Source organism: Modicisalibacter radicis, from assembly GCF_900961225.1.
Classification (GTDB): Bacteria; Pseudomonadota; Gammaproteobacteria; order Pseudomonadales; family Halomonadaceae; genus Modicisalibacter.
The window spans coordinates 131,085-151,983 of the sequence record NZ_CAAHFN010000011.1; the positions used below are offsets into that span (position 1 = coordinate 131,085).

At 62.0% G+C, this 20,899-nt stretch carries 28 protein-coding genes, 4 tRNA genes, 1 rRNA gene and 1 pseudogene; 16 read left to right on the forward strand and 18 right to left on the reverse strand.

Annotation, left to right across the window (positions count from 1 at the left end; all coding sequences use genetic code 11):
• Positions 1 to 287: 287 nt before the first annotated feature.
• Positions 288 to 363: transfer RNA gene (locus HR9077_RS00665), tRNA-Ala, on the reverse strand.
• A 192-nt stretch (positions 364 to 555) separates the two neighbouring features.
• On the opposite strand from HR9077_RS00665, the gene uvrY reads away from it, so the two are divergent.
• The 6 genes from uvrY (at position 556) to HR9077_RS00695 (ending at position 4,133) form a co-directional block, all read left to right on the forward strand.
• Positions 556 to 1,203, forward strand: coding sequence for a UvrY/SirA/GacA family response regulator transcription factor (gene uvrY / locus HR9077_RS00670; RefSeq protein ID WP_136064089.1), 648 nt, complete (start codon positions 556 to 558; stop codon positions 1,201 to 1,203).
• A gap of 74 nt (positions 1,204 to 1,277) precedes the next feature.
• The gene (gene uvrC, locus HR9077_RS00675; RefSeq protein WP_136064091.1) at positions 1,278 to 3,092 is read left to right on the forward strand and encodes an excinuclease ABC subunit UvrC; all 1,815 of its coding nucleotides are present in this window, start codon (positions 1,278 to 1,280) and stop codon (positions 3,090 to 3,092) included.
• Positions 3,093 to 3,153: 61 nt separating this feature from the next.
• Positions 3,154 to 3,702 carry a CDP-diacylglycerol--glycerol-3-phosphate 3-phosphatidyltransferase gene (gene pgsA, locus HR9077_RS00680; protein WP_136064093.1) on the forward strand — a complete coding sequence of 183 codons (549 nt, stop codon included), beginning with the start codon at positions 3,154 to 3,156 and terminating at the stop codon, positions 3,700 to 3,702.
• Positions 3,703 to 3,760: 58 nt separating this feature from the next.
• A tRNA-Gly gene (locus HR9077_RS00685) sits at positions 3,761 to 3,835 on the forward strand.
• A 101-nt stretch (positions 3,836 to 3,936) separates the two neighbouring features.
• Positions 3,937 to 4,010 (forward strand) — tRNA-Cys (locus tag HR9077_RS00690).
• A 36-nt stretch (positions 4,011 to 4,046) separates the two neighbouring features.
• Positions 4,047 to 4,133, forward strand: a tRNA-Leu gene (locus HR9077_RS00695).
• Positions 4,134 to 4,139: 6 nt separating this feature from the next.
• Here the strand turns inward: HR9077_RS00695 and HR9077_RS00700 are convergent.
• From HR9077_RS00700 to HR9077_RS00740, 12 genes and pseudogenes are all read right to left on the reverse strand, one after another.
• The gene (locus HR9077_RS00700) at positions 4,140 to 5,126 is read right to left on the reverse strand and encodes a tyrosine-type recombinase/integrase (RefSeq protein ID WP_136064095.1); all 987 of its coding nucleotides are present in this window, start codon (positions 5,124 to 5,126) and stop codon (positions 4,140 to 4,142) included.
• A 44-nt stretch (positions 5,127 to 5,170) separates the two neighbouring features.
• Positions 5,171 to 5,311: pseudogene (locus tag HR9077_RS22415) on the reverse strand (helix-turn-helix domain-containing protein); the annotation flags it as partial.
• A gap of 52 nt (positions 5,312 to 5,363) precedes the next feature.
• A complete protein-coding gene (locus HR9077_RS00710) occupies positions 5,364 to 5,642 on the reverse strand; it encodes a DUF7694 domain-containing protein (RefSeq protein ID WP_136064099.1) in 279 nt (92 codons plus the stop codon).
• Positions 5,643 to 5,745: 103 nt separating this feature from the next.
• The gene (locus HR9077_RS21800) at positions 5,746 to 5,916 is read right to left on the reverse strand and encodes a hypothetical protein (protein WP_168380859.1); all 171 of its coding nucleotides are present in this window, start codon (positions 5,914 to 5,916) and stop codon (positions 5,746 to 5,748) included.
• Positions 5,913 to 6,287 (reverse strand): hypothetical protein, encoded by a 375-nt coding sequence (locus HR9077_RS00715; protein ID WP_136064101.1) that lies wholly within the window; start codon positions 6,285 to 6,287, stop codon positions 5,913 to 5,915. Before HR9077_RS00715 ends, HR9077_RS21800 begins: the two co-directional genes overlap by 4 nt.
• Before the next feature lie 36 nt (positions 6,288 to 6,323).
• Positions 6,324 to 6,848: a J domain-containing protein gene (locus HR9077_RS00720; RefSeq protein ID WP_136064103.1), complete on the reverse strand. Its 525-nt coding sequence runs from the start codon at positions 6,846 to 6,848 to the stop codon at positions 6,324 to 6,326.
• Positions 6,849 to 7,063: 215 nt separating this feature from the next.
• A complete protein-coding gene (locus tag HR9077_RS00725; RefSeq protein ID WP_136064105.1) occupies positions 7,064 to 7,306 on the reverse strand; it encodes a hypothetical protein in 243 nt (80 codons plus the stop codon).
• Positions 7,307 to 7,382: 76 nt separating this feature from the next.
• Positions 7,383 to 7,691 (reverse strand): recombination-associated protein RdgC, encoded by a 309-nt coding sequence (gene rdgC / locus HR9077_RS22285; protein WP_458692899.1) that lies wholly within the window; start codon positions 7,689 to 7,691, stop codon positions 7,383 to 7,385.
• Positions 7,673 to 7,888 carry a recombination-associated protein RdgC gene (rdgC, locus tag HR9077_RS22420; RefSeq protein WP_458692901.1) on the reverse strand — a complete coding sequence of 72 codons (216 nt, stop codon included), beginning with the start codon at positions 7,886 to 7,888 and terminating at the stop codon, positions 7,673 to 7,675. Before rdgC (HR9077_RS22420) ends, rdgC (HR9077_RS22285) begins: the two co-directional genes overlap by 19 nt.
• A gap of 92 nt (positions 7,889 to 7,980) precedes the next feature.
• Positions 7,981 to 8,403 carry a hypothetical protein gene (locus tag HR9077_RS21810; protein ID WP_168380861.1) on the reverse strand — a complete coding sequence of 141 codons (423 nt, stop codon included), beginning with the start codon at positions 8,401 to 8,403 and terminating at the stop codon, positions 7,981 to 7,983.
• An 84-nt stretch (positions 8,404 to 8,487) separates the two neighbouring features.
• Positions 8,488 to 8,853, reverse strand: a complete 366-nt coding sequence (locus HR9077_RS00735) for a DNA adenine methylase (protein ID WP_136064108.1) — start codon at positions 8,851 to 8,853, stop codon at positions 8,488 to 8,490.
• Complete coding sequence (locus tag HR9077_RS00740) at positions 8,850 to 9,284, reverse strand: DNA adenine methylase (RefSeq protein WP_136064110.1); 435 nt, start codon at positions 9,282 to 9,284, stop codon at positions 8,850 to 8,852. Before HR9077_RS00740 ends, HR9077_RS00735 begins: the two co-directional genes overlap by 4 nt.
• Before the next feature lie 255 nt (positions 9,285 to 9,539).
• Between HR9077_RS00740 and HR9077_RS00745 the strand changes: the two genes are divergently transcribed.
• The 3 genes from HR9077_RS00745 to nadB all read left to right on the forward strand — a co-directional run bounded on the left by HR9077_RS00745 (position 9,540) and on the right by nadB (position 12,709).
• The gene (locus tag HR9077_RS00745; RefSeq protein WP_136064112.1) at positions 9,540 to 9,800 is read left to right on the forward strand and encodes a hypothetical protein; all 261 of its coding nucleotides are present in this window, start codon (positions 9,540 to 9,542) and stop codon (positions 9,798 to 9,800) included.
• A gap of 187 nt (positions 9,801 to 9,987) precedes the next feature.
• Positions 9,988 to 11,184 (forward strand): FUSC family protein, encoded by a 1,197-nt coding sequence (locus HR9077_RS00750; RefSeq protein ID WP_136064114.1) that lies wholly within the window; start codon positions 9,988 to 9,990, stop codon positions 11,182 to 11,184.
• Complete coding sequence (nadB, locus tag HR9077_RS00755) at positions 11,171 to 12,709, forward strand: L-aspartate oxidase (RefSeq protein WP_136064116.1); 1,539 nt, start codon at positions 11,171 to 11,173, stop codon at positions 12,707 to 12,709. Before HR9077_RS00750 ends, nadB begins: the two co-directional genes overlap by 14 nt.
• Positions 12,710 to 12,733: 24 nt before the next feature.
• Here the strand turns inward: nadB and HR9077_RS00760 are convergent, their stop codons facing one another.
• Positions 12,734 to 13,120 carry a hypothetical protein gene (locus HR9077_RS00760; protein WP_136064118.1) on the reverse strand — a complete coding sequence of 129 codons (387 nt, stop codon included), beginning with the start codon at positions 13,118 to 13,120 and terminating at the stop codon, positions 12,734 to 12,736.
• Positions 13,080 to 13,307 (reverse strand): FAD assembly factor SdhE, encoded by a 228-nt coding sequence (locus tag HR9077_RS00765; protein WP_458692902.1) that lies wholly within the window; start codon positions 13,305 to 13,307, stop codon positions 13,080 to 13,082. Before HR9077_RS00765 ends, HR9077_RS00760 begins: the two co-directional genes overlap by 41 nt.
• A gap of 254 nt (positions 13,308 to 13,561) precedes the next feature.
• On the opposite strand from HR9077_RS00765, the gene HR9077_RS00770 reads away from it, so the two are divergent.
• From HR9077_RS00770 to lapB, 3 genes are read left to right on the forward strand one after another with little or no spacing between them, the layout of a single operon-like run.
• Positions 13,562 to 13,858 (forward strand): integration host factor subunit beta, encoded by a 297-nt coding sequence (locus HR9077_RS00770; protein WP_031383865.1) that lies wholly within the window; start codon positions 13,562 to 13,564, stop codon positions 13,856 to 13,858.
• A 33-nt stretch (positions 13,859 to 13,891) separates the two neighbouring features.
• Positions 13,892 to 14,197: a lipopolysaccharide assembly protein LapA domain-containing protein gene (locus tag HR9077_RS00775; protein WP_136064122.1), complete on the forward strand. Its 306-nt coding sequence runs from the start codon at positions 13,892 to 13,894 to the stop codon at positions 14,195 to 14,197.
• The gene (gene lapB, locus HR9077_RS00780) at positions 14,198 to 15,379 is read left to right on the forward strand and encodes a lipopolysaccharide assembly protein LapB (RefSeq protein WP_136064124.1); all 1,182 of its coding nucleotides are present in this window, start codon (positions 14,198 to 14,200) and stop codon (positions 15,377 to 15,379) included.
• A gap of 7 nt (positions 15,380 to 15,386) precedes the next feature.
• On the opposite strand, the gene pyrF is transcribed toward lapB, so the two are convergent.
• A complete protein-coding gene (pyrF, locus tag HR9077_RS00785; protein ID WP_136064126.1) occupies positions 15,387 to 16,082 on the reverse strand; it encodes an orotidine-5'-phosphate decarboxylase in 696 nt (231 codons plus the stop codon).
• 234 nt (positions 16,083 to 16,316) lie between these two features.
• On the opposite strand from pyrF, the gene HR9077_RS00790 reads away from it, so the two are divergent.
• The gene (locus HR9077_RS00790) at positions 16,317 to 16,586 is read left to right on the forward strand and encodes a ComEA family DNA-binding protein (protein ID WP_136064128.1); all 270 of its coding nucleotides are present in this window, start codon (positions 16,317 to 16,319) and stop codon (positions 16,584 to 16,586) included.
• A gap of 93 nt (positions 16,587 to 16,679) precedes the next feature.
• Here the strand turns inward: HR9077_RS00790 and HR9077_RS00795 are convergent, their stop codons facing one another.
• Positions 16,680 to 17,441: an SDR family oxidoreductase gene (locus HR9077_RS00795; protein WP_136064130.1), complete on the reverse strand. Its 762-nt coding sequence runs from the start codon at positions 17,439 to 17,441 to the stop codon at positions 16,680 to 16,682.
• A gap of 159 nt (positions 17,442 to 17,600) precedes the next feature.
• Here HR9077_RS00795 and HR9077_RS00800 point away from each other — a divergent pair, with 159 nt between their 5' ends.
• The 3 genes from HR9077_RS00800 (at position 17,601) to groL (ending at position 20,321) form a co-directional block, all read left to right on the forward strand.
• Positions 17,601 to 18,128 (forward strand): FxsA family protein, encoded by a 528-nt coding sequence (locus tag HR9077_RS00800; RefSeq protein ID WP_136064132.1) that lies wholly within the window; start codon positions 17,601 to 17,603, stop codon positions 18,126 to 18,128.
• Between the two features lie 181 nt (positions 18,129 to 18,309).
• A complete protein-coding gene (locus HR9077_RS00805) occupies positions 18,310 to 18,603 on the forward strand; it encodes a co-chaperone GroES (RefSeq protein ID WP_136064135.1) in 294 nt (97 codons plus the stop codon).
• 74 nt (positions 18,604 to 18,677) lie between these two features.
• Positions 18,678 to 20,321, forward strand: coding sequence for a chaperonin GroEL (gene groL, locus HR9077_RS00810; protein ID WP_136064137.1), 1,644 nt, complete (start codon positions 18,678 to 18,680; stop codon positions 20,319 to 20,321).
• 486 nt (positions 20,322 to 20,807) lie between these two features.
• On the opposite strand, the gene rrf is transcribed toward groL, so the two are convergent.
• Positions 20,808 to 20,899 (reverse strand): 5S ribosomal RNA (rrf, locus tag HR9077_RS00815); the annotation flags it as partial.

Here is a 20,899-nt window from a genome sequence, read left to right on the forward strand (position 1 = left end):
GGGGAGGCGCGCACAAAAAAAAGCCCGACCGCATGGGCCGGGCTTGTCTCTGGCGCTGCACTTCCTTGCTGCTACCACGGGCATCCTGCCCGTGCATCCTTGGCATGTTCGGGCGTTCCTGCCCGGCCTTCCCTGTCGGAGCCTCTCCCTGCTCCATGTCGAGTACTGTCGCATAGACTTTCGGCTGACGATTTAACCCATGTTGCCCAGGCGAACAATCGATGCCCTCAGTGCACGAAAAAGCCGCCTGGAGCATGGCTCCAGACGGCTTTTATCGTGGAATCTCTTGGTGGAGCCTACCGGGATCGAACCGGTGACCTCAACACTGCCAGTGTTGCGCTCTCCCATCTGAGCTAAGGCCCCAATGCCCCGCATGCGTTTGCGAAGCGACGGCGCGCATGGTAAGCAAGCTTCCCTTCCGCGTCAAGCGGGTCAGATCAAAAGCTGTCTCTGGCGTCAGCATGGTGGTTGCCAGTAAACTGAAAGGCCAGGCAACCTGATTGCCATCCAAGCCGGCACGCCAAGATCGGCATCGTGTTGACAGCGGGAGTGCTCTTGATCCGGGTTCTAGTCGCAGACGACCATCACATGGTTCGCACCAGCATCGCACGCATGCTGGATGCCGAAGAAGGGCTGCGTGTCGTCGGCGAAGCCGCCGACGGCGAGGCCGCCATCAGCCAGTGCCGCAAGGTTCGGCCGGATATCGTGCTGATGGATATCCGCATGCCGGGCATCGGCGGCCTCGAAGCGACCCGCAAGATCACTCGCGGCATGGCGGACATCAAGGTGCTGGTACTGACGGCCTATCTCGAGGATACCTTCGCCCAGCGTCTCCTCGATGCCGGCGCCAGCGGCTTCATCAGCAAGGGTAGCGAACTCGACGAGATGGTCCAAGCGATTCGCCAGGTCCACGCCGGGCAGCGCTTCATCAGCTCCGAGATCGCCCAGCGCCTGGTGCTGTCCAAGCTCGAGAGCCAGGACAACCCCTTCAACCAGCTATCCAGCCGGGAACTTCAGGTGGCGATGATGATCGTCAATTGCCACAAGGTCAGCGAGATCTCCGATAGCCTGTTTCTCAGCCCCAAGACCGTAAATACCTACCGCTATCGCATCTTCGAGAAACTGGGCGTGCAATCCGACGTAGAGCTGACCCACCTGGGGCTGCGTTTCGGCCTGGTCGACGGCTACGAGAGCCCTGCCTGAGACACCAGCTCGACCCGGCAATCTGCTATCGTGTTTGCCCTTTTGTTATCCCCACAGGTGGTGAGCGAACAGGCATGAGCTTCGACGCCAAACATTTTCTCAAGACCGTGAGCGAGTCGCCGGGCATCTACCGGATGCTCGACGCGGATCAGAACGTGCTCTATGTCGGCAAGGCCAAGCGGCTCAAGGCGCGCCTGGCCAGCTATTTCCGTGGCGCGCTGAACACCAAGACGCAGGCGCTGGTGGCGCGCATCGCCGACGTTCAGGTCACCATCACGCGCAGCGAAACCGAAGCGTTGCTGCTCGAGCAGACCCTGATCAAGGAACTGCGGCCGCCCTATAACATCCTGCTGCGCGACGACAAGTCGTACCCTTATGTGTTTGTCAGCGAACGCCACCCCTACCCGGCGCTGGAATTCAAGCGCGTGCGCCACAAGCGCAACGACGGACGCTATCTCGGCCCGTTTCCCAGTTCCGTCGCGGTCCGCGAAAGCCTGGCCCTGATGCAGAAGATCTTTCGTATCCGCAATTGCGAAGACAGCGTCTTTGCGCATCGAGCCCGGCCCTGCCTGCAGTACCAGATCAATCGCTGCAGCGCCCCCTGCGTCGACTATATCGACCAGGCGGCCTATCGTCGCGACCTGGAACACGCCATCCTCTGTCTCGAAGGCAAGAGTGAACAGGTCACCGAACAATTGACGGCGGCCATGGAAACCGCCAGCCAGGCACTGGATTTCGAGGAAGCGGCACGACTGCGCGACCAGATTCAGCAGTTGCGCCGCCTCCAGGAACGCCAGATCGTCGATACCGGTAGCGGCGAGGTCGATGCATTCGCGCTGGCCGAGCGACCCGGTGGGCTATGCATCAGCGTGCTGACCATACGCCAGGGCCGGGTCCTCGGCGCACGCCACTATGCGCCGGACAACGGGCTCGACCTGGCCAGCGGCGATCTGCTTGGCGAATTCATCAGCCAGTATTATCTGGGTCAGGGACGCGAAGTGCCCAACGAGGTGCTGGGCAGCCATGCGCTGCCCGATGGTGAATTGCTGCAATCGGCGCTGAGCGAGCATGCCGCGCGCCGGGTACGTGTTGCCCATCAGGTGCGTGGCCACCGGGCCCAGTGGCTGCAACTAGCACGCACCAATGCCGAGCAGCACCTGGACAGCGAGATGGCCAACCGCAGCCAGCTTTCCAGGCGTTTCGAGGCACTGCGCGACGCCTTGGCCATGGACACGGCTCCACAGCGCATCGAGTGCTTCGACATCAGCCACAGCCATGGCGAGGCGACCGTCGCCTCCTGCGTGGTATTCGGCCCCGACGGCCCGATGAAGTCGGATTACCGGCGTTTCAATATCGAGGGCGTGGCTGCCGGCGACGACTATGCCGCCATGCGGCAGGCATTGGTACGACGCTTCAAGCGCCTTCAGAAAGGCGAAGGCAAGTGCCCCGACGTCTTGCTGGTGGATGGCGGCAAGGGCCAGTTGAACATGGCACGCGAGGTGTTTGCCGAGCTGGACATGGTCGGCGTGCAGCTCGTTGGCGTCGCCAAGGGCACCACGCGCAAGCCGGGCCTGGAAACGCTATTTCTGGAAACCATCGACAATACCCTGAACCTGGATAGTGGTTCACCGGCCCTGCACTTGATCCAGCACGTGCGCGACGAGGCGCATCGCTTCGCCATCACCGGTCACCGCCAGCGTCGCGACAAGGCACGCCGCACCTCGACCCTGCAGGATATTCCAGGCGTCGGACCCAAGCGCCGCCGGGAGTTGCTGCGCTTTTTCGGCGGCTTGCAGGGGGTACGTCACGCCACCCGGGAAGAACTCGCTCGCGTGCCGGGCATCAGCGCCAGCATGGCCACGGCCATTCACCAGGCCCTCCATGGATGAGGCAAGAGCGGATAGGTACAATGGACTTTCCCGATCATCGGCCAGGACGACCCAAGCAGCAATGAACATACCCAACCTACTGACTTTGGCGCGCCTCGTCTTCATTCCTCTGCTGGTGATCCTGTTCTACCTGCCTTTCGCCTGGAGCCTGCCCCTCACCGCCGCCCTGTTCGGCCTTGCCGCAATCACCGACTGGCTGGATGGTTACCTGGCCCGACGCTGGGACCAGAGCACGCCGTTCGGCGCCTTTCTCGACCCGGTCGCCGACAAGGTCATGGTCGCCGTCGCGCTGGCACTGCTGGTCGAACGTTTCGACTCCGCGCTGCTGACCCTGCCGGCGCTGGTCATCATCGGCCGTGAAATCGTCATCTCGGCGCTGCGCGAGTGGATGGCCGAGATGGGCAAACGCGCCAGTGTCGCCGTGTCCTGGATCGGCAAGATCAAGACGACGTTGCAGATGATCGCGCTGCTATTGCTGCTGGGCACCCCGCCCGGCACCTGGATCGCCAACCTGGGTGTGGTGACGCTCTATGTCGCCGCAATCCTGACGCTGTGGTCGATGCTGCAGTATCTACGTGCCGCCTGGCCGGAACTCACCCGTTCGCTGTGAAATGAGGATAAGCGTTTGACACTCCCGCTTTTATCCTTATAATACGCACTCGAGTCGAGCGGGAATAGCTCAGTGGTAGAGCATCGCCTTGCCAAGGCGAGGGTCGCGAGTTCGAATCTCGTTTCCCGCTCCAGCGTTCGTTTAGAGCAAGAAATCAGGGTAACAGGGTCGCGAACCGCAAGCCGGTCCGATCGATTACCGTTTTTCGCTGTAACGAACGACACCGACTCCTGAGGCTGGATGGCAGAGTGGTTATGCAGCGGACTGCAACTCCGTGTACGCCGGTTCGATTCCGACTCCAGCCTCCATCTTATTATCCCGCCTGTGCCGCTAGATTTCCCGACGCCCGGATGGCGAAATTGGTAGACGCAAGGGACTTAAAATCCCTCGGAGGCAACTCCGTGCCGGTTCGAGCCCGGCTCCGGGCACCAGTAGTATCAGTGAGTTACCTGATCTAGTCCCTCGGATCTCCCCTTCTTGGTCGCAGTTTGGTCGCATATGCGCGGCAGCTTATCTGCTACCTGATCCAGCCTTGAATCGAACATGTGCGCGTATCTCGAAGTTACGACGAGACTGCTGTGCCCCAATAGCGCCTGCACTGTCGTCATGACTTCCCCGGCTTCGGCCAGCATCGACGCATAGGTATGCCACAGATCGTGAAAGCGCAGATCCAGGCGCCCGATCGCCCTCCTCGCTTTATCGAACGCCATGCGCAGCTGATGTCCGTCCGTCTGGAACGGCAGGTTATCCACCAGGCATCCCCCGTCTTTAGGTAGCGGCACGATCCGCGCCTTGCCGCTCTTGGTCTGACCTGGTCGCAGGATGATGCGACCACCCTGGATGTTGCTCGGATCGAGGCTGAACAGCTCGCCTCGCCGCAAACCGGTCAGCGCTGCCAGGACAAGCGATCTCACTTCTTCCTCGGTCAGATACATGTGTCGCTCGTTCTTTGTGTTGGGCTTGCTCAGCTTCCCGTCCAAGGGAGTATCCAGCCAATCCCACTCCTTGAACGCCAGCGACAGCACGCGCTTTACGACCTGGGTTCGGTTGTTGATTGTCGACTGGCTCTTGCCGGCCTTGCGCAGGTCACGCTGCATCTTGCGCGCTGCGTCGAGCGTCGCCTGCCCAACCAGCGCATCCGGCGCGTTTTCCTCGAACCACTCCGCTACCTTGACGATGTTGCTGGCCTGGCTCGACGTGTCGTATTCCTCGATCCACCGCGTTAGCCCCTCCATGAACGAATACTTGGGATTCCTGCCCATCTTTCCGTTGTACAGCGCCTCCCCTATCTCCGCTCGGCGCTTTTGAGCGTACTGCTCGGCTTCCGCTTCTGTTTCAAAAGTTGCTTGATGACGCTTTGATCCATGCGTTTCTGTGACGACCCACCTTTCGCGGGTCGCTCGATAACGGACTGTGACGCCCATTCTTGTTTCTCCTCTTCGGCGGGGCCGCGCTTGCACCGCTCAATGTATGCGTCCACGACCCGCTGCTCAAACCTTACGTTGCCGCCGAGCTCGACATAGCCGATCTGGCCCTTGAGTGCGTACGCCTTGGAAAGGCTCACGCCCAGGCGCTCGGCCAGCTCAGCCGGGGTTAGTAACTTCACCATGGCGTACCTCTCAGACAAAAAGAAACCGCCTCGAGGGCGGCGGTGTTCCGTGTCAGCGGCGCCACATGAAGGGCGGCGGCTCCGGCAGAATCCATAGGTGTCGCATGCTGCTGACGTTCACCACGTTTGATGCCTCTGGATACACCTCGACAGCAACACGATCGGCAAAACCGCATTGCCGCTTCACTTCCTGCAGCACGTCCCAGCCCAGGCCATCGGCCCACGTGTTGCCGGCGAGCGTGGTCGAGTTGATTGAAAGTCGGATGACCTCGCCGGGCTCGCTGTATTCCTGCACCAGATAGTCGCAACTCAGCCAGACCCGCCGAGGCATGGGGTTGTAACTTCCCGCCGGCCATTGGCTTTTGGTACTTCTCGCAGCTCCGGTGGCGCTTTCGCGGCGCGCTTCTTCGCCAATCGCCGTTCAGTGCGATCACTCATCGCTTCAATCTCCCCTGAACTGGATACATCGCCGCCTTGGCCGGGCCCCATTTCAGCTTTTGCAGCCGGTAGCGGTATGTCTCATGACGAATGCCGTTCTCGCGGGCGACCAGCTGCCAGTGCACACGGAGCGCATCCGTCCGGCGCTGCATTTCCTCCTCGGTCATGTTTCACCTCCCTCGGCCTGCCGGCGTAATCGATCAATCTCCGGCATGACGATCTTCGTCCGCCACATCACGCCTTCGTTTTCCTCGTTGGTGGCCTGGGCCAGCACCCAGTCCATGGCGTCGGCCCGCTCAGCTGCAATGCGCTGGGCAAGGCTGGTTTCGGGTGCCTTCAAGGCGTCCATCCGCAGCGCGGACCAGTTCTTGGACGAACCATCCTCTGTTACGTCCCGTGCCCGCTGTACGATCCGCTCCACATACTCCGCCAGCGCCGCCTCACGCTGTTCTGCTGCCGCCAACTCCTCGAGTAACTCAGCCTTCTCTGCCTCGAGCTCGGCATTTCGGTCGTATACCTGCTGGTCTACTGCTGTCATATCGGGCTCCCAAGAAAGCCCCGCTCGATGGCGGGGCTACTCGGTGAGTTCTTGTTGGGCTTGTCGCCAGGCTTCTTGCACCAGGTGGAAGTCATCGGTCGATCCGCCGCGGTCGGGATGTGTCGAACGCTGCGCGCGCCGGTAGGCTTGCCGCACCTCGTCCAGGTCGCTGCTCTCGGTATCCAGCACCGATCGGCAGTGCGGCCGGCCCATCGCCTCCGGGCTGGCCAGCTGGGCGAATCCAGTGAATGCCGCACGCATCAGGCCGGCATCGTGCCGCTCGAGTGTGCGCAACGACTCGATGCAATCGGCCACGGCTGCAAGGTTGTCAGCGATTCGAGTATAGACGTCGCACGGCACGCACTGGTGCTGCCCGTCCAGCTCGAAGTAGACGGCGACGCCCGGGTCGCTGGGCTCGCGCTGGCCGCCCTCGGCGACGGTCAGTTCCTTGAGGCCCCAGCCACTCGAGTTGCGCTTACCGAAGCGACCAGGCTTGCGGTCACCCGGTGACGTTCGAGGCTTGCCCGGTGGCCAGCAGAGTGGTGAGGCGGTGATGCTCATGATTGGCCTCCCGCTGCGATCTCGTCTGCCTTATCTGCCTGTACCTTCATCACACGCGCCACAGCACGGGCACCGAATGCGCGATCTGCGATATCGTGTTCCTCAGCGTATGATTCGCAGATACGGATCGCCTGTCGTAGACCTTTAGCAAACCCTGTATCCATCTCCCGATTCTCCCGCTCGGCAGCCACCGCATTCTCAATTGCAGCGGATCGCTACTGGCGCTCGTTCTTGAGCTGCCACGTCAGGTCCCGGATGCGCAAAGTCAGCTGCTCGATCTTGCGTTCCTGCTGATCGGCGACGGTCGCCAGCGTGTGCTTCTCGGCTTCCAACTCATCGTTACGCCTGGCCAGCGCTTCGAACGCTTCATCCTCTTCGGGCGTGACCGGTAGTTGATTCGCCTCCAGAACAGAAACGCCGGCGGCGGCCGGCGTGTGGTGGATAGTGGTGGGATTCACGACAGCTTCCCCTTTGGCCAGTACCGTATTAGCGTCCCTCGTCCAGGCTGCGTCTGAATAACCCGGTGATCACTTTTCAGATGATGTCTGACCGACGACTGCGAGAGGCCGCAACGCCTGGCGATCTCCTCGGTAAACGGTCCGAAACTTTGTAGCATTTGCACGTAGCTCTTTTGCTGCCAGTGTTGATGCCGATGATGCGGTTGCGCGTGTCCCACCAGACGTCGATGCGCTGGGTGCGGGTGAATGCCTGCGGCAGCAGCTCTTCCAGTACCTGCTCCTTGAGCAGTTGTCGCTCGCGACGGGATAGCGGTTGTCCTTCAGCGGCTTCGCGCTCGTCTGCGCGCACGGACACCTCATCGTTGATCACAGCCGCCGGTAGCAAGAGCGCTCCTGGCGCAGCATAGTAAGCAGCATGTGCCGCTGGATCTCGTGGGAAAGTGCTTCGCTCCGCTTGCCGGCCGGTGGCGCCCAGCCAACGCGGCGGGCTTCTCGTGGCGACACGGGGCGGAACCGGAATTCGGCGAGAGCTTCGTAGAAAGCGACGGTGTCGAGTACGTCCTGGTCGTGGACGCGGTACAGGTGAAAGGCTTTGGGTCACATGAATTTGCCTCCAGAAACGAGAAAGGCCGCCTTGAGAGGCGGCCTGGTTAAAAATCAGTGTTGCGAGGGCTTTAAGGGCAATGATCCACGGTAAAGGAGCCCATCGGAGTTTCGTCCTGGTAGAGCGTTGTGTACTCCAACTTACCGCCCGACGAAATGAAATCCTCGGTTTCCGGCTCCATGCATGCCGCTGAACCCAAGAGGCGCGCGAACTTCTCTTCGGCGCCCTCGCCTTGACCCGCCATTTTCTGCTCAAGCATTTTTTTCGTGATTGGAAAACGAGCGGTCATTTTCATGGTGGCCCCCTCGACATCCATATCCTGCGCTTGGATACCAGGTCCAATCATCTTCGGTAGGTCGCCCGCTTCTTGATCGAAGAGCTGCTGAGCGTATTCGCACGTCGTGACACCCTTATTCATCATCTGGCAGTCGTCTGCAAAGGCCATAGTCGGCAGCAGCATGATGGATAGTGCCAACGCGATCTGTTTTGGCATCTCGCCCTCCTTGAATGTGAATTTGCTCGGATAACGTACTTGACGGCCCACACCGCCACAATCGTCAATCACCTACACGCTAAGTCATGCGCTGGTGAACATGTCGCGCTGGCGTTGCTGTTGGATCATCCGCGGCGAGAACCAGAGGCATTCGGTTCGGGTAACGCCGCCGCGCTGGCCAGAGGCGGAAACCTCTTTTTGAACCAGCGACCAGCCGGTGAGCATGTCGCGGTAGATCTCGCTGTCGTAGCCGGACAGCACCACGAAACCGCCGAGCACCTGAAGGGTGGCGAGAAGCTCCTCGTGGGCGGTCTCATCCATCTCGTGTCGGTAGACCATCCGATGGCCCTTCTGGCGGGTTGACGCGACATAGGGCGGGTCGACGTAATGCAGCGCACTGTGCGGGCCATGCTGTCGCATCACGTCCAGCGCCGGACGGTTCTCGATCACACCCCCTGAAGTCTGTCGATGTAGTTGGCGATGACTCGGGGATAGTCGATCCAGGTGCCAGCGATCCGACCCTTGGGCCCGTCCTCGCCGGTGTAGGTTCGAAACCCGCTTGAACCTGCAGTCGCCGACGCCGACCCGAACCCGGCGGAGGCTCTGAATAGCGTGCGTCGGGCGCGCTCCACCGGCTCTGCCGTGGGCTGATAGGCCAGCTCGAACTCGGCTCGAGCATAGGGTGTCAGCCGGCAGGCCTTGGCTAGCTGCTGCGCTTGCCAGGGATCTCTCAGCACGCGGAACACGTTCACCACGTCCTCATCGAGGTCGTTGTAGACCTCGTGCTTGGAGGGCGGCATCTGCAGCAGCACCCCAGCGGCACCGCAGTTATCGGTGCGGCTTAGCCCGAAGCATCCCGCGACACCGCTCTGCTCGCCCATTTTCACCGTTAGCGAGTACCCCAAACTGCCCCTGCGCGCTTTTCGAGAGTCCGGCGCTCGTACCGGACGTCAACCACCCGGCATGCCATCGCCGCTCGCGGGCGGACTGCGTGCGGCGACTCTTCACGACAGGACTTCGTAAATTTTTGTTTTTGTTGATAAAAAAATTCGTCGCTCATCAACCTGAATTAACCAGAATGTCACCCGGCCCTGCTAGGCTGCGCGCATCGTAAACGAGACAGGAGGTCTCACCTCATGCTTAATCGCTCAAGAAGAGTCGATTGCCCGGAGTGCAATGGAAGCAATTTTTGGAAGGGCGACCCCAGGCCGGCCGACAAGCTCCACTGCCGCTACTGCAAGTCGTTCGTCACCACGTACGATGACTATATACACGACCGCATCCGCAACGAGGCGGCACAAACCCTGGCAAGATTCATCGAGTCCGACTCCGAGCACGACCTGGCGATGTTGAGAGAGGCCCTGGCCCACCCCGGCCGGCAAAGCCTCGGAACCTGACGCCCCTCGTCTGAAGCGCTTGCCCCGAGCGCTTCAGCACTCGGCACGGCCCTCCCGTGCGGCGGTAAGTGGCTGATCAGGCTAGCTTGCAATTGCGGTACATGGGATGGATCAGGCAGAATGCGAGCTTCCCCAGGGCCATTAGAAGCCCGCTCCGCCAGATCTTCACCCCTTAAGGCAGCCGCTCATGCCACTGCTGCGATTGCGCGACCCTTACTTCAATTATTTCCATCGCCATCGCCTGCACGTTCTACGCACCAGCCTGGGCCTGTCGCTGACCTACCTGCTCATTCAGACGCTGGGGATACCTCACGCCAGCTGGGCCCTGGTCAGCACCTTGATGGTGATGGGCAATCTGCCGCATATCGGCGGCGTACTCGACAAGGGCGGTCAGCGGCTGCTGGGTAGTGTACTCGGCGCATCGTGGGGGATCCTGCTGATGCTTATCCCCGACTCGCCGCCCGGCGTCGTGCCCGTGTGGACACTGATCGCCATCGCCATCGCCACCCATGCCACCTTCGCGACACGTTATGGCTATAGCGCGTTGATGTTCGGCATCTCGTTGCTGTTGGTGGTGGGTAGCGGCGACCATGACCTTAGCATCGCCCTGTGGCGGGCCGGCAATGTCCTGCTGGGCACGCTGATGGGCGTGCTGGTCACCCTGGTCGTGCTGCCGCAGAAAGCCACCGATGTACTGCGCTTCCTGCTCGCCGACAACCTGGACAAGCTGGCCAGGCTCTATCATGCCCACACCAGTGCAACCAGCGACCAGGACCTGGACACGCGCCAACTGCTCAAGACCACCACCGCCCAGCTCGTCAAGCAGCGCGGCTTGGTCGATGCCATTCATAGCGAACGGCGCCTGCGCCGCGACGAGCTCGAGGACCTGCTGTCCTTGCAGCGGCGCATGCTGTCGACCATCGAACTGCTGCTGGAGTCACACTGGACCACGCGCGACGGACATGATCGCATCGAGGCCATGAGCGGCTTGCGCGATGAACAGCATCATCTGGCCAGGGTCCTCGGCACGCTGGCCTTCCAGGTACGCACCGGCCAGCCGATCGACGTCGAGGTGGGCCGGTTCGACCTGCAGCGTTATGCCGACCAGGCCGCGCTGGCACGCGGTCCCGACGGCCGCATCCTGTTCAGCCCCAGCGGCTATTTATGGCTGAATCGCGAACTGGCCCGGCTTGCCCACGAGCTCAGTCTGCGCCTGGGTGGACTGCGCAGACTGCCCAGCCGCCGATTGCGCCGCCGTGCCAGCCATCACACCCTGATCAGCGACGCACGGCGCCTGGTCACCGGAACCACCGAGCCTGACGGCATCGATAACGAGCCGCAGGGCTCCCCAGAGAAAGGCCGCGATCGCGATGACCGAAAGTGAACACGATGTGCTGATCATTGGTGGCGGGGTAGCCGGGCTGACGCTAGCGCTCGAACTCGCCGATCGCCGCTGCGTCACCTTGCTGCGCCCGACGCGCGATGAGATCGGTGCCAGCGCCTGGGCACAGGGGGGGATCGCCGCCGTGCTGGCCCCCCAGGATACCCTTGAAGCGCATGTGCGGGACACCTTGGTCGCCGGTGACGGTCTGTGCGACGAGCGAGCCGTACGCTTCACCGTCGAGCACGGCCCCGCTGCCATCGCATGGCTGATCGATCAGGGGGTGCCGTTCACCCGCGATACGTCAACCGACGCCCCCTACCCCTATCACTTGACCCGCGAGGGCGGTCACGGCACACGACGCATCATTCATGCCGCCGATGCCACGGGCCGGGCCGTTGTAGACACGCTGCTCGCACGGGCCAACGCGCATCCACGAATTCGTCTGATCGCCGACCAGCAGGTCATCGAGCTCTGCGCCGATCGCCAGGGTTGCTGCGGGGCATTGAGCCTCGACACCGAGGGCCGCCTGCAGCGGCTTCGGGCGCGGGACACCGTGCTGGCCACCGGCGGCGCCAGCGGCCTCTACCGGCACACCACCAGCCCCAACCCGGCGTGCGGCGAAGGCATGGCCATGGCCGCTGCACTGGGCGCGCGTCTGGTCGACCTGGAATTTCAGCAGTTCCACCCCACCTGCCTCTACGATCCCGAGGGCCCGGCGTTCTTGATCAGCGAAGCGGTACGCGGCGAAGGGGGCGTCCTGCGCGATACGCAGGGGCGACGCTTCATGCCGGACTACGACGAACGCGGCGAACTGGCGCCGCGGGACATCGTCGCGCGAGCGATTCAGGCAGAGATGCAACGTGCGGGAAGCCAATACGTTGCACTGGATATCACGCACCTGCCCGCGAAGACCATCGAGCACCATTTTCCGACCATCGTCGCGCATTGCCGGACCCGCGGCATCGACATCCGCCACGAGCCGATCCCGGTGGTTCCGGCGGCTCATTACAGTTGCGGGGGCGTTGCGACGGGCCTCGACGGCGCCAGCGACATAGCGCACCTCTATGCGATCGGCGAGGTTGCCCGCACGGGACTGCACGGGGCCAACCGCATGGCCAGCAACTCACTGCTGGAATGCCTGGTGTTCGCGCGCTCCGCGGCCGAAGCACTGCGCCATGACCATGACCGGCCGCTGGACTGCGAATGCCCCGCCACGTCACTCGACGAATGGGCACCAATGCCCCCCGACGGAGAGGCGAATGCGCTGCTCGAGCGGTTACGCGACGTGATGAGCGAACATGCCGCCATCGTGCGCAGCGACGCCGGCCTGATGACGGCACAAGACCAGTTGAAAGCCCTGAAGCGCGACGGCGACCGATTGAATGAGCGCTACCGGCCGACCGTTGCGACCCGACGCCTCGGTCATGCCTTGACGGTGGCCACCGCACTCGTCGAAGCGGCTTTGCAGCGCCGCGAATCGCGCGGCCTGCATTACAATCGCGATCACCCGCCCATCCAGACGTGAGACTCGAGTCGTGCACCGCACGACTCACTCGCTCCAGAGCAGCAGGCGACGCAGATGCCAGCGTTGTCCGGACTCGACACTGTCCACCCATAGCCAATGGCGCCTGCCCGCCACGTCCAGCCCCGCCAGGAACGGACCGAGATAGGCACAGGAGACCACGACCGGCTGCCAGCCCCGTTCCGTTTTGCGCTGCCAGCCATTGCCCTGCCCGGGCACCCAACGAAGCGTCAGGGCACGGGCCTGACGCCATTCCCGGCAGAGCCCCACGACCATCGTCACGCTCGAAGCGAACGCCAGCCACGCCGGACCATAGCACGCGACCAGGGCACACACGGCCAGTGCCAACAGCGTCGAGCACGCCAGCCCCAGCCTAGAGGGTGCGATACTGATCGTTACCGGACGTCTCAGCATATTCGACGATCATCTTGACGATCCGCCGCAGCGTGTCGTCCTGCGGCCAGTCGCGGCGCATCAACCAGATGAAGAGGTCCTGGTCTTCCTGTTCGATCAGGGCCTGAAAGGCGGACTGATCCGCCTCGTCGAGATCGCCGTAACGATGCTCGAGAAAGGGGATCAGCAGCAGGTCGAGCTCCCACATCCCACGACGTGAGTGCCAGTACAGGCGCTTCAATGTGGTGTCTTCGGTCACCATTAACCTCTTTTGCGCGGATGAAACGGATCGTGATTATACGCACCGGGCAAGCAGCACGACACGCTCGTGACGACAGTCTTGGCTGCCAGCTCCGGTACATGCCGGCTAGTGCGTTGTTTTCTCACGGTTCGGGCAGTATGCTGACGAAAACAACAAGACGTGCCCTGCCGCAGGCAGGCCATCCGTGTGGAGTGGAAGCGATGACCAAGTCCGAGTTGATCGAACAAATCGCCATGCGACAGCCCGAGCTGTCCATCAAGGAAGTCGAAGCCGCCGTGCGCATCATCCTCGATGATATCACGGGCGAACTGGCCGATGGCGGCCGGGTCGAGATCCGCGGTTTCGGCAGTTTCTCGTTGCACTATCGAGAGCCCCGCGTCGGGCGCAACCCGAAGACCGGTGATCCGGTCGATTTGACGGGCAAGTTCGTGCCACACTTCAAGCCGGGCAAGGAGTTGCGCGAACAGGTCAACGCCAGCCGCGCGCTGGGTTACTGATGCCCGACACCGTTCTGCCATAAGGAAACCGCTATGCGCTGGCTCAAAGGTCTGCTCCTCGCCATCATCCTGCTGGTGGTATTGCTGCTGGGGATCCTCTTCGCCGTCAACAACCAGCAGGCGTTGCCTTTGAACTTGATCTGGGTCGAGTTGCCGCCGGCATCGCTGTCGCTCTGGCTACTCATCGCCCTCGCTTGCGGCGTGATTCTCGGCATGCTCGCAATGACCGGTGTCTATCTGCGCCTGCGTACCCTGCTTACCCGCGCCCAGCGCCATAACCAGCAACAACGCAAGGAACTCGATCGGCTGCGCATCCAGGAGTTCAAGGATACCCCGTAGATGCCTGATCTCAAGCTGCTGGCCCTGATACTGGCGGCAATCGCCATCGGCTGGTGGCTGGGACGGCTCGAAAATCGCCGTCACGCAAGACGCCAGCAACGCGCATCCCCGTTATCGCGCGACTATTACGTCGGCCTCAACTACCTGCTCAACGAACAGCCCGACCGGGCCATCGAGACCTTCGTCCAGGCGCTCGAGGTCAATAGCGATACCATCGAGACACACATCGCCCTGGGCAATCTGTTTCGCTCACGTGGCGAAGCCGATCGCGCCGTCAAGATTCACCAGAACCTGCTGGCCCGGCCTTCATTGAGCGCACTGCAAAGCGATCAGGTCCAATTCGAATTGGCGCGGGATTTCCTGAATCTGGGGCTCCTGGATCGCGCCGAAAGGATTCTGCTGGGACTTTTACGGAGCGGCCACGATCCGACCCGACTGAAACCCGCCAAACTCTTGCTGGTGGATCTCTACGAACGCGAACGCGAGTGGGCCAAGGCCCTGGAAGTGGCCCAGCCGCAGCTGATCCGCGAGGATGCCGACGTTCGTCGCTCGGCCGCTCACTGGCTTTGCGAACTGGCCCAACAGGACATGCACGCCGTCAGCCCGGCCCTGGCTCGCAAGCGTCTACGCCAGGCCTTGAGCATCGACGACCGCTGTGTACGAGCCAACTGGCTGATCGCCGAACTGGAGCGGGAAGCCGGCAATTACAAGGCAGAGATTCGCACGCTTCAGCGCCTCGCCCGCCAGGACCATGATTTCACGCCCATCGTGCTGGAGCCGCTGCGAGACGCCTATCTCAAGCTCGAGGACGAAAAAGGCCTGGCGCGTTGCCTGCGTCAATGGGTCAACGAAGCGCCGCATATCAGCACGGTGATCATGCTGGCCCGTCTAACCGAGCAGCATGAAGGAACCAGCGCGGCTGCCGATGTCATCAGCGATCAGCTCGCCGCGACCCCAAGCTTGCGCGGGATCGACTACCTGATGGATCTCTACGTTGCCGAAGCCGGGCCCGAGCAGCAGCATTTCTCGCTGCTCAAGCAACACACCGGGAAATTGCTGGAGTCCCGGCCGCGCTTTCGCTGCCACCGTTGCGGCTTCGAAGGCATCCAGTTGCATTGGCAGTGTCCGCAGTGTCGCAGCTGGGGGATGATCAAGCCGATCACCGGCCTGGAGGGTGAGTGACACGGCGCTACAGCTCTCGTTCGATCGCCTCCAGCGCCGCCATGGGATCCTTGGCCTCGGTCACCGGACGCCCGATCACCAGATGGGTGCTTCCCGCAGCCAGCGCTTCGGCCGGTGAGGCTACACGCCGCTGATCGCCCTGCCGAGCGAACGCTGGGCGGATTCCCGGGGTGACCTTGAGAAACGTCTCGCCACACAGCTCCCTGAGCCGGCTCGCCTCCTGCGCCGAACAGACTACGCCATCCAGCCCCGCCTGACGGGCCAGTTGCGCCAGGCGCTCGACCTGCGATTCGGGCGTCACGTCCAGTCCGACCTCGGCCAGGTCCTGCCGCTCGAGGCTGGTCAGGACCGTCACCGCGATGAGCCGCGTCCTGAAGCGCTGCGCATCGAGACGCTCCCGGGCCGCCTCCAGCATCCGCCGCCCCCCGGAAGCATGCACGTTGACCATCCATACCCCCTGCTCTGCGGCCGCCTGCACGGCCCCGGCCACGGTATTGGGGATATCGTGGAATTTAAGGTCGAGGAACACGTCGAATCCCCGCCCGTGCAGCGCCTCGAGCACCGCAGGACCGCTGCGAGTGAACAGCTCCTTGCCCACCTTGAGCCGACAGCGAGCCGGGTCCAACTGATCGGCCATGCACAAGGCTGCATCCAGCGACGCGTAGTCGAGGGCAATGATCAGCGGCGTGGTTTGACTAAGCATGGGGACTCCAAGAGCAATTGACCATCCCAGTATACCAGCCCCACCCCGGCGAGCTGCAGCCGGCCCCCCGACAGCGGATGGATAGTGGCAAAAGGCTGACATTATCTATCGGCGAACGCTTACGAAAAATGACGAATTTGCCAACATCGCCGCCATGGCGATTGTTTTAGGGTGAGAAAGGTAACTCGCAAGCAAGCAGTAAATCGTCGTCACAACGATCAAAGGGGGATAAAGATGGCCAAATTGCTCAAGGCTGCACTCGTCGCGCTAGCCGTCACCCTGGCGTCCTCGACAGCGATGGCCCAGGAGACGAGCCAGATCAACGTCAATACCGCCGACGAAGCCGAGTTGACCCAACTGCCCGGCATCGGCGAGGTCAAGGCCCATGCCATCATCGTCGACCGGGAAGACAACGGCAGTTATCAAACGGCCGACGACCTCGCTCGCGTGGAAGGCATCGGCGAAGCCACCATCGAAGACCTGCGCGATCAGGTCACTTTCTAGCCCGCTCAGCCGTCATCCGCGCGTAACGGGCGTGCCTGCAGGGCTCGCCCGTTCGCTTCGACTCCCCTACTTCCCTTACGACGAATGCGATGCCTAGATGCGCAATCCACCGTCACATTCGATGACGCGTCCGCTGAAATACGCATTCTCGAAGATATAACGCACGCTCTGAGCAATATCCTCAGGCTGCCCAAGCCGGCCCAACGGGACGCCCCTGGTAATTTTTTCCAGCACATCCGGGCGCATCGATGACGTCATCTCGGTTTCGATAAATCCCGGCGCCACCGCGCCGACCCGTATGCCGTAGCGCGCCAGCTCCTTTGCCCAGGTCACGGTCAGCGCTGCCACGCCGGCCTTGGACGCGGCGTAGTTGCTCTGCCCCATGTTTCCGGCACGAGAGATGCTGGAAATATTGACGATGACCCCCTGCAGGTCGTTTTCCACCATCTGACTGGCCGCCTCGCGCCCGCACAGGAAGACACCGGTCAGATTGACATCGAGCACTTGTTGCCACTGGGCCAGAGACATCGTCTTCTCGACCCGCCCCTCCTTCGCCTTGACCAGAAGGCCGTCGCGGGTGATACCCGCATTATTGACCAGCCCCGACACCGGCCCCAGCCGATCGCGAATCTCCGTGAAGCAACGTGCGACGGAATCCTCGTTGGCAACATCCGCCAAGAACGCTTCAGCGACGATCCCCTGCTCGGAAAGCTGCCCGGCGGCCCGCGCCAACCCCTCCTCCTCGCGGTCCACCAGTGCCAGCCGCGCGCCGCGCGCACCCAGCAATTCGGCCATGGCCAGGCCCAGCCCCTGGGCACCACCGGTTATCGCTATGACAGCATCATTAAGCTCCATGACATCCTCCTCGAAGCCATTCCAATTGTGCAGCGCAATATAAGGCAAGGTAGCATGGCCTCCCCGATGCCTGCCATCATTGCCGTCGAGCAGAGCCGGCAAACTTGCTTTTTTGCGCCAGTGCCTCCATCTCGGCTACATGACTTCATGGGAGAGCCTATGCCGATCTTATTGTGCTTCACGCTGTTTGCCTTGCTGGACTTCGTCATCCTGTTTTCGGTCGGATCACACATCGGCCTGCTGACCACGCTGCTGCTGGTGCTGGGTACCGGTTTCCTCGGGCTGCATCTGGTCAAGCGCGAAGGCGTCTCGACACTCCAACGCGCGCAGCAGCGGTTCGCGCAGGGTGAAATTCCCTCCGACGAGCTGATGACCGGTGCCGCCTTGATCTTCGGCGGTGCCTTGCTCATGGCGCCCGGCTTTCTTTCCGACGCCCTGGGCTTCATGTGCCTGTTGCCGAATTCCCGGCGTTTGCTCGGCAAGCTGCTCAAGAAGCTACCCGGTCGCATGAGCGTGTATTCAATGCACAGCCGTTACCGGCCCGGCGACGCAGGATGGAGCGACGACCCGACGCGCGACACCGCCAACCCGTCCTCCTCCAGGGACGACGCGCCCGAGGACGAGGCAGCCCGCCGTGACGGTCCGCTGGAAGGAGACTTTCTGGGCCGAGATGACTCGCGGCGGTGAATTTTTTTCATCGGAAGGCCTTGAAAGGCTTTGTCGAGGCCCCATCAAGTGAGCAGCGATAAGCTTCGGTAGGCGGCCCGGCCGCAGACCAATGACACTGGCGAGTATCGCTCGCCGCCCGTGAGCCTTGCTCATCAGGGAAATGCGTTTGAGTTATGCAACCATCAGGAGAACGTGAGCAATGAACATCCGTCCCTTGCACGATCGCGTCGTTGTCCGTCGCGTCGAAGAAGAACAGAAAACCGCTGGCGGTATCGTGCTTCCGGGCAATGCCCAGGAAAAGCCGACTCGGGGCGAAGTCCTCGCCATCGGTAACGGCCGGATTCTCGATAACGGTGAAGTGCGCCCGCTGGACGTCAAGGTCGGTGACACCGTCATCTTCAAGGAAGGCTTTGGCGTCGAGAAACAGAAGATCGATGGCGAAGAAGTTCTGATCATGAGCGAGTCGGACATTCTCGCCGTCGTTGAAGGTTGATCAGCGGGTCCTCAAAGGTTCCCGCCCGGTTATCATTATTTCGTTCATCGCACTAATTTCAGGAAGTTACGAAAATGGCAGCGAAACAGATCAAGTTCTCAGATGATGCACGCAAGCGCATGGCGCGCGGCGTTAACGTCCTTGCTGATGCCGTCAAGGCCACTCTGGGTCCGAAGGGCCGCAACGTGGTGCTCGAGAAATCCTTCGGCGCTCCGACCGTCACCAAGGACGGCGTTTCCGTCGCCAAGGAAATCGAGCTCAAGGATCGCTTCGAGAACATGGGCGCCCAGATGGTCAAGGAGGTCGCTTCCAAGACTTCCGACGTGGCAGGCGACGGCACCACCACGGCAACCGTCCTGGCCCAGTCCATCGTCAACGAAGGGCTCAAGGGCGTCACTGCCGGCATGAACCCGATGGACCTCAAGCGCGGCATCGACCAGGCCGTGACGGCTGCGGTCAAGGAAATCGAGCAACTCGCCGTGCCTTGCACCGATTCCAAGGCGATCGCCCAGGTCGGCACCATCTCCGCCAATGGCGACGCTCGCATCGGCCAGATCATCGCCGAAGCGATGGAGAAAGTCGGCAAGGAAGGCGTCATTACCGTCGACGAGGGTCGTGGTTTCGAGGACGAGCTGGAAGTGGTCGAAGGCATGCAGTTCGATCGCGGTTATCTCTCGCCCTACTTCGTCACCAATCAGGAGACCATGGCGGTCGAGCTGGAAGACCCGCTCCTGCTCCTGGTCGACAAGAAGATCTCCAACATCCGCGAGCTTCTCCCGGTACTCGAGAGCGTTGCCAAGGCTGGCAAGCCGCTGGTGATCATCTCCGAGGACATCGAAGGCGAGGCATTGGCGACGCTGGTCGTCAACAACATGCGCGGCATCGTCAAGGTCGCGGCTGCCAAGGCGCCCGGCTTCGGTGATCGCCGCAAGGCAATGCTCCAGGATATCGCCATCCTCACTGGTGGCACCGTGATCTCCGAGGAAGTCGGTCTGACCCTCGAACAGGCCAACCTGGATCACCTGGGCAGTGCCAAGCGCATCACCATGTCCAAGGAAAACACCACCATCATCGATGGTTCCGGTTCCGAGGGCGACATCGAAGCGCGCGTCGGTCAGATTCGCGCCCAGATCGAAGAAACGTCTTCCGACTACGATCGCGAGAAACTTCAGGAACGTGTCGCCAAGCTGGCCGGCGGCGTAGCCGTCATCCGTGTCGGCGCTGCGACCGAGGTCGAGATGAAAGAGAAGAAGGCCCGCGTCGAAGACGCCCTTCACTCTACACGTGCGGCCGTGGAAGAAGGCGTGGTGCCCGGTGGCGGTACCGCCCTGATCCGTATCCTGACCAAGATGCAGGGCCTCAAGGGCGATAACGAAGACCAGACTCACGGCATCGCGATCGCGCTGCGTGCGATGGAGTCGCCGCTGCGCCAGATCGTGACCAACGCTGGCGAGGAAGCCTCGGTCATCGTCAACCGCATCAAGGATGGCGAAGGCAACTTCGGCTACAACGCGCAGACCGGCGAGTACGGCGACCTGTTCGAGATGGGTGTCCTCGATCCGGCCAAGGTGACTCGTTCTGCACTGCAGTCCGCGGGTTCAGTGGCAGGTCTGATGATCACCACCGAAGCCATGATCGCCGAGGATCCGGACGAGAAGGAAGCCGGCGGCGGTGCCCCGGATATGGGTGGCATGGGCGGTATGGGCGGCATGATGTAAGCTGCCCGCTCGCCTCCTCTCCACCGCAGCATGCGGTGAAGACTCAAGCCCCGCCTCAATGGCGGGGCTTTTTCGTTCCGAACTCTCGACAGCGACGTTCCGGAAAGGATTCAATGGGCGAACACCATCGGGACCGCACAGCTCGCTGGATCATGTGCCACCGGTAGCGTATGCCGAGCAGTGCGCATGAAGCAGCGGTTTCTCACAGTGTGAGCGGGCCTGAACCAGGGGAAAGCCAACCGGCCAGAGCCTTCCGCGGAAGGAATGTTCACCGGACGGTTACCAGGACCGTATTCCGCGCATAAAAAAAGCCCCCGGGATGGCCGGGGGCTTTTTCGTGACGAGGCCTGACGAAGGTCGGGACGGCCACTCGTCGGGCGGCGCTCCGTCGGGCGGCACTCCGTCCGGGCGGTGCTCCGCGACGCTTCATGGGAAGCCCCGAAACGACAACACCCCCGACCACTGGCCGGGGGTGTCGAAATAAATGCCTGACGATGACCTACTCTCGCATGGGGAAGCCCCACACTACCATCGGCGCTGAGCGGTTTCACTGCTGAGTTCGGCATGGGGTCAGGTGG

Coding starts and splice junctions, on each gene's coding strand:
- uvrC (WP_136064091.1), top strand. CDS start 1,278: ATGAGCTTCGACGCCAAACATTTTCTCAAGACCGTGAGCGAGTCGCCG.
- pgsA (WP_136064093.1), top strand. CDS start 3,154: ATGAACATACCCAACCTACTGACTTTGGCGCGCCTCGTCTTCATTCCT.
- HR9077_RS00700 (WP_136064095.1), bottom strand. CDS start 5,126: ATGGGCGTCACAGTCCGTTATCGAGCGACCCGCGAAAGGTGGGTCGTC.
- HR9077_RS00710 (WP_136064099.1), bottom strand. CDS start 5,642: ATGCCTCGGCGGGTCTGGCTGAGTTGCGACTATCTGGTGCAGGAATAC.
- HR9077_RS21800 (WP_168380859.1), bottom strand. CDS start 5,916: ATGACCGAGGAGGAAATGCAGCGCCGGACGGATGCGCTCCGTGTGCAC.
- HR9077_RS00715 (WP_136064101.1), bottom strand. CDS start 6,287: ATGACAGCAGTAGACCAGCAGGTATACGACCGAAATGCCGAGCTCGAG.
- HR9077_RS00720 (WP_136064103.1), bottom strand. CDS start 6,848: ATGAGCATCACCGCCTCACCACTCTGCTGGCCACCGGGCAAGCCTCGA.
- HR9077_RS21810 (WP_168380861.1), bottom strand. CDS start 8,403: ATGCCAAAACAGATCGCGTTGGCACTATCCATCATGCTGCTGCCGACT.
- HR9077_RS00740 (WP_136064110.1), bottom strand. CDS start 9,284: ATGGGCGAGCAGAGCGGTGTCGCGGGATGCTTCGGGCTAAGCCGCACC.
- HR9077_RS00745 (WP_136064112.1), top strand. CDS start 9,540: ATGCTTAATCGCTCAAGAAGAGTCGATTGCCCGGAGTGCAATGGAAGC.
- HR9077_RS00750 (WP_136064114.1), top strand. CDS start 9,988: ATGCCACTGCTGCGATTGCGCGACCCTTACTTCAATTATTTCCATCGC.
- nadB (WP_136064116.1), top strand. CDS start 11,171: ATGACCGAAAGTGAACACGATGTGCTGATCATTGGTGGCGGGGTAGCC.
- HR9077_RS00760 (WP_136064118.1), bottom strand. CDS start 13,120: ATGCTGAGACGTCCGGTAACGATCAGTATCGCACCCTCTAGGCTGGGG.
- HR9077_RS00765 (WP_458692902.1), bottom strand. CDS start 13,307: ATGTGGGAGCTCGACCTGCTGCTGATCCCCTTTCTCGAGCATCGTTAC.
- HR9077_RS00770 (WP_031383865.1), top strand. CDS start 13,562: ATGACCAAGTCCGAGTTGATCGAACAAATCGCCATGCGACAGCCCGAG.
- HR9077_RS00775 (WP_136064122.1), top strand. CDS start 13,892: ATGCGCTGGCTCAAAGGTCTGCTCCTCGCCATCATCCTGCTGGTGGTA.
- lapB (WP_136064124.1), top strand. CDS start 14,198: ATGCCTGATCTCAAGCTGCTGGCCCTGATACTGGCGGCAATCGCCATC.
- pyrF (WP_136064126.1), bottom strand. CDS start 16,082: ATGCTTAGTCAAACCACGCCGCTGATCATTGCCCTCGACTACGCGTCG.
- HR9077_RS00790 (WP_136064128.1), top strand. CDS start 16,317: ATGGCCAAATTGCTCAAGGCTGCACTCGTCGCGCTAGCCGTCACCCTG.
- HR9077_RS00795 (WP_136064130.1), bottom strand. CDS start 17,441: ATGGAGCTTAATGATGCTGTCATAGCGATAACCGGTGGTGCCCAGGGG.
- HR9077_RS00800 (WP_136064132.1), top strand. CDS start 17,601: ATGCCGATCTTATTGTGCTTCACGCTGTTTGCCTTGCTGGACTTCGTC.
- HR9077_RS00805 (WP_136064135.1), top strand. CDS start 18,310: ATGAACATCCGTCCCTTGCACGATCGCGTCGTTGTCCGTCGCGTCGAA.
- groL (WP_136064137.1), top strand. CDS start 18,678: ATGGCAGCGAAACAGATCAAGTTCTCAGATGATGCACGCAAGCGCATG.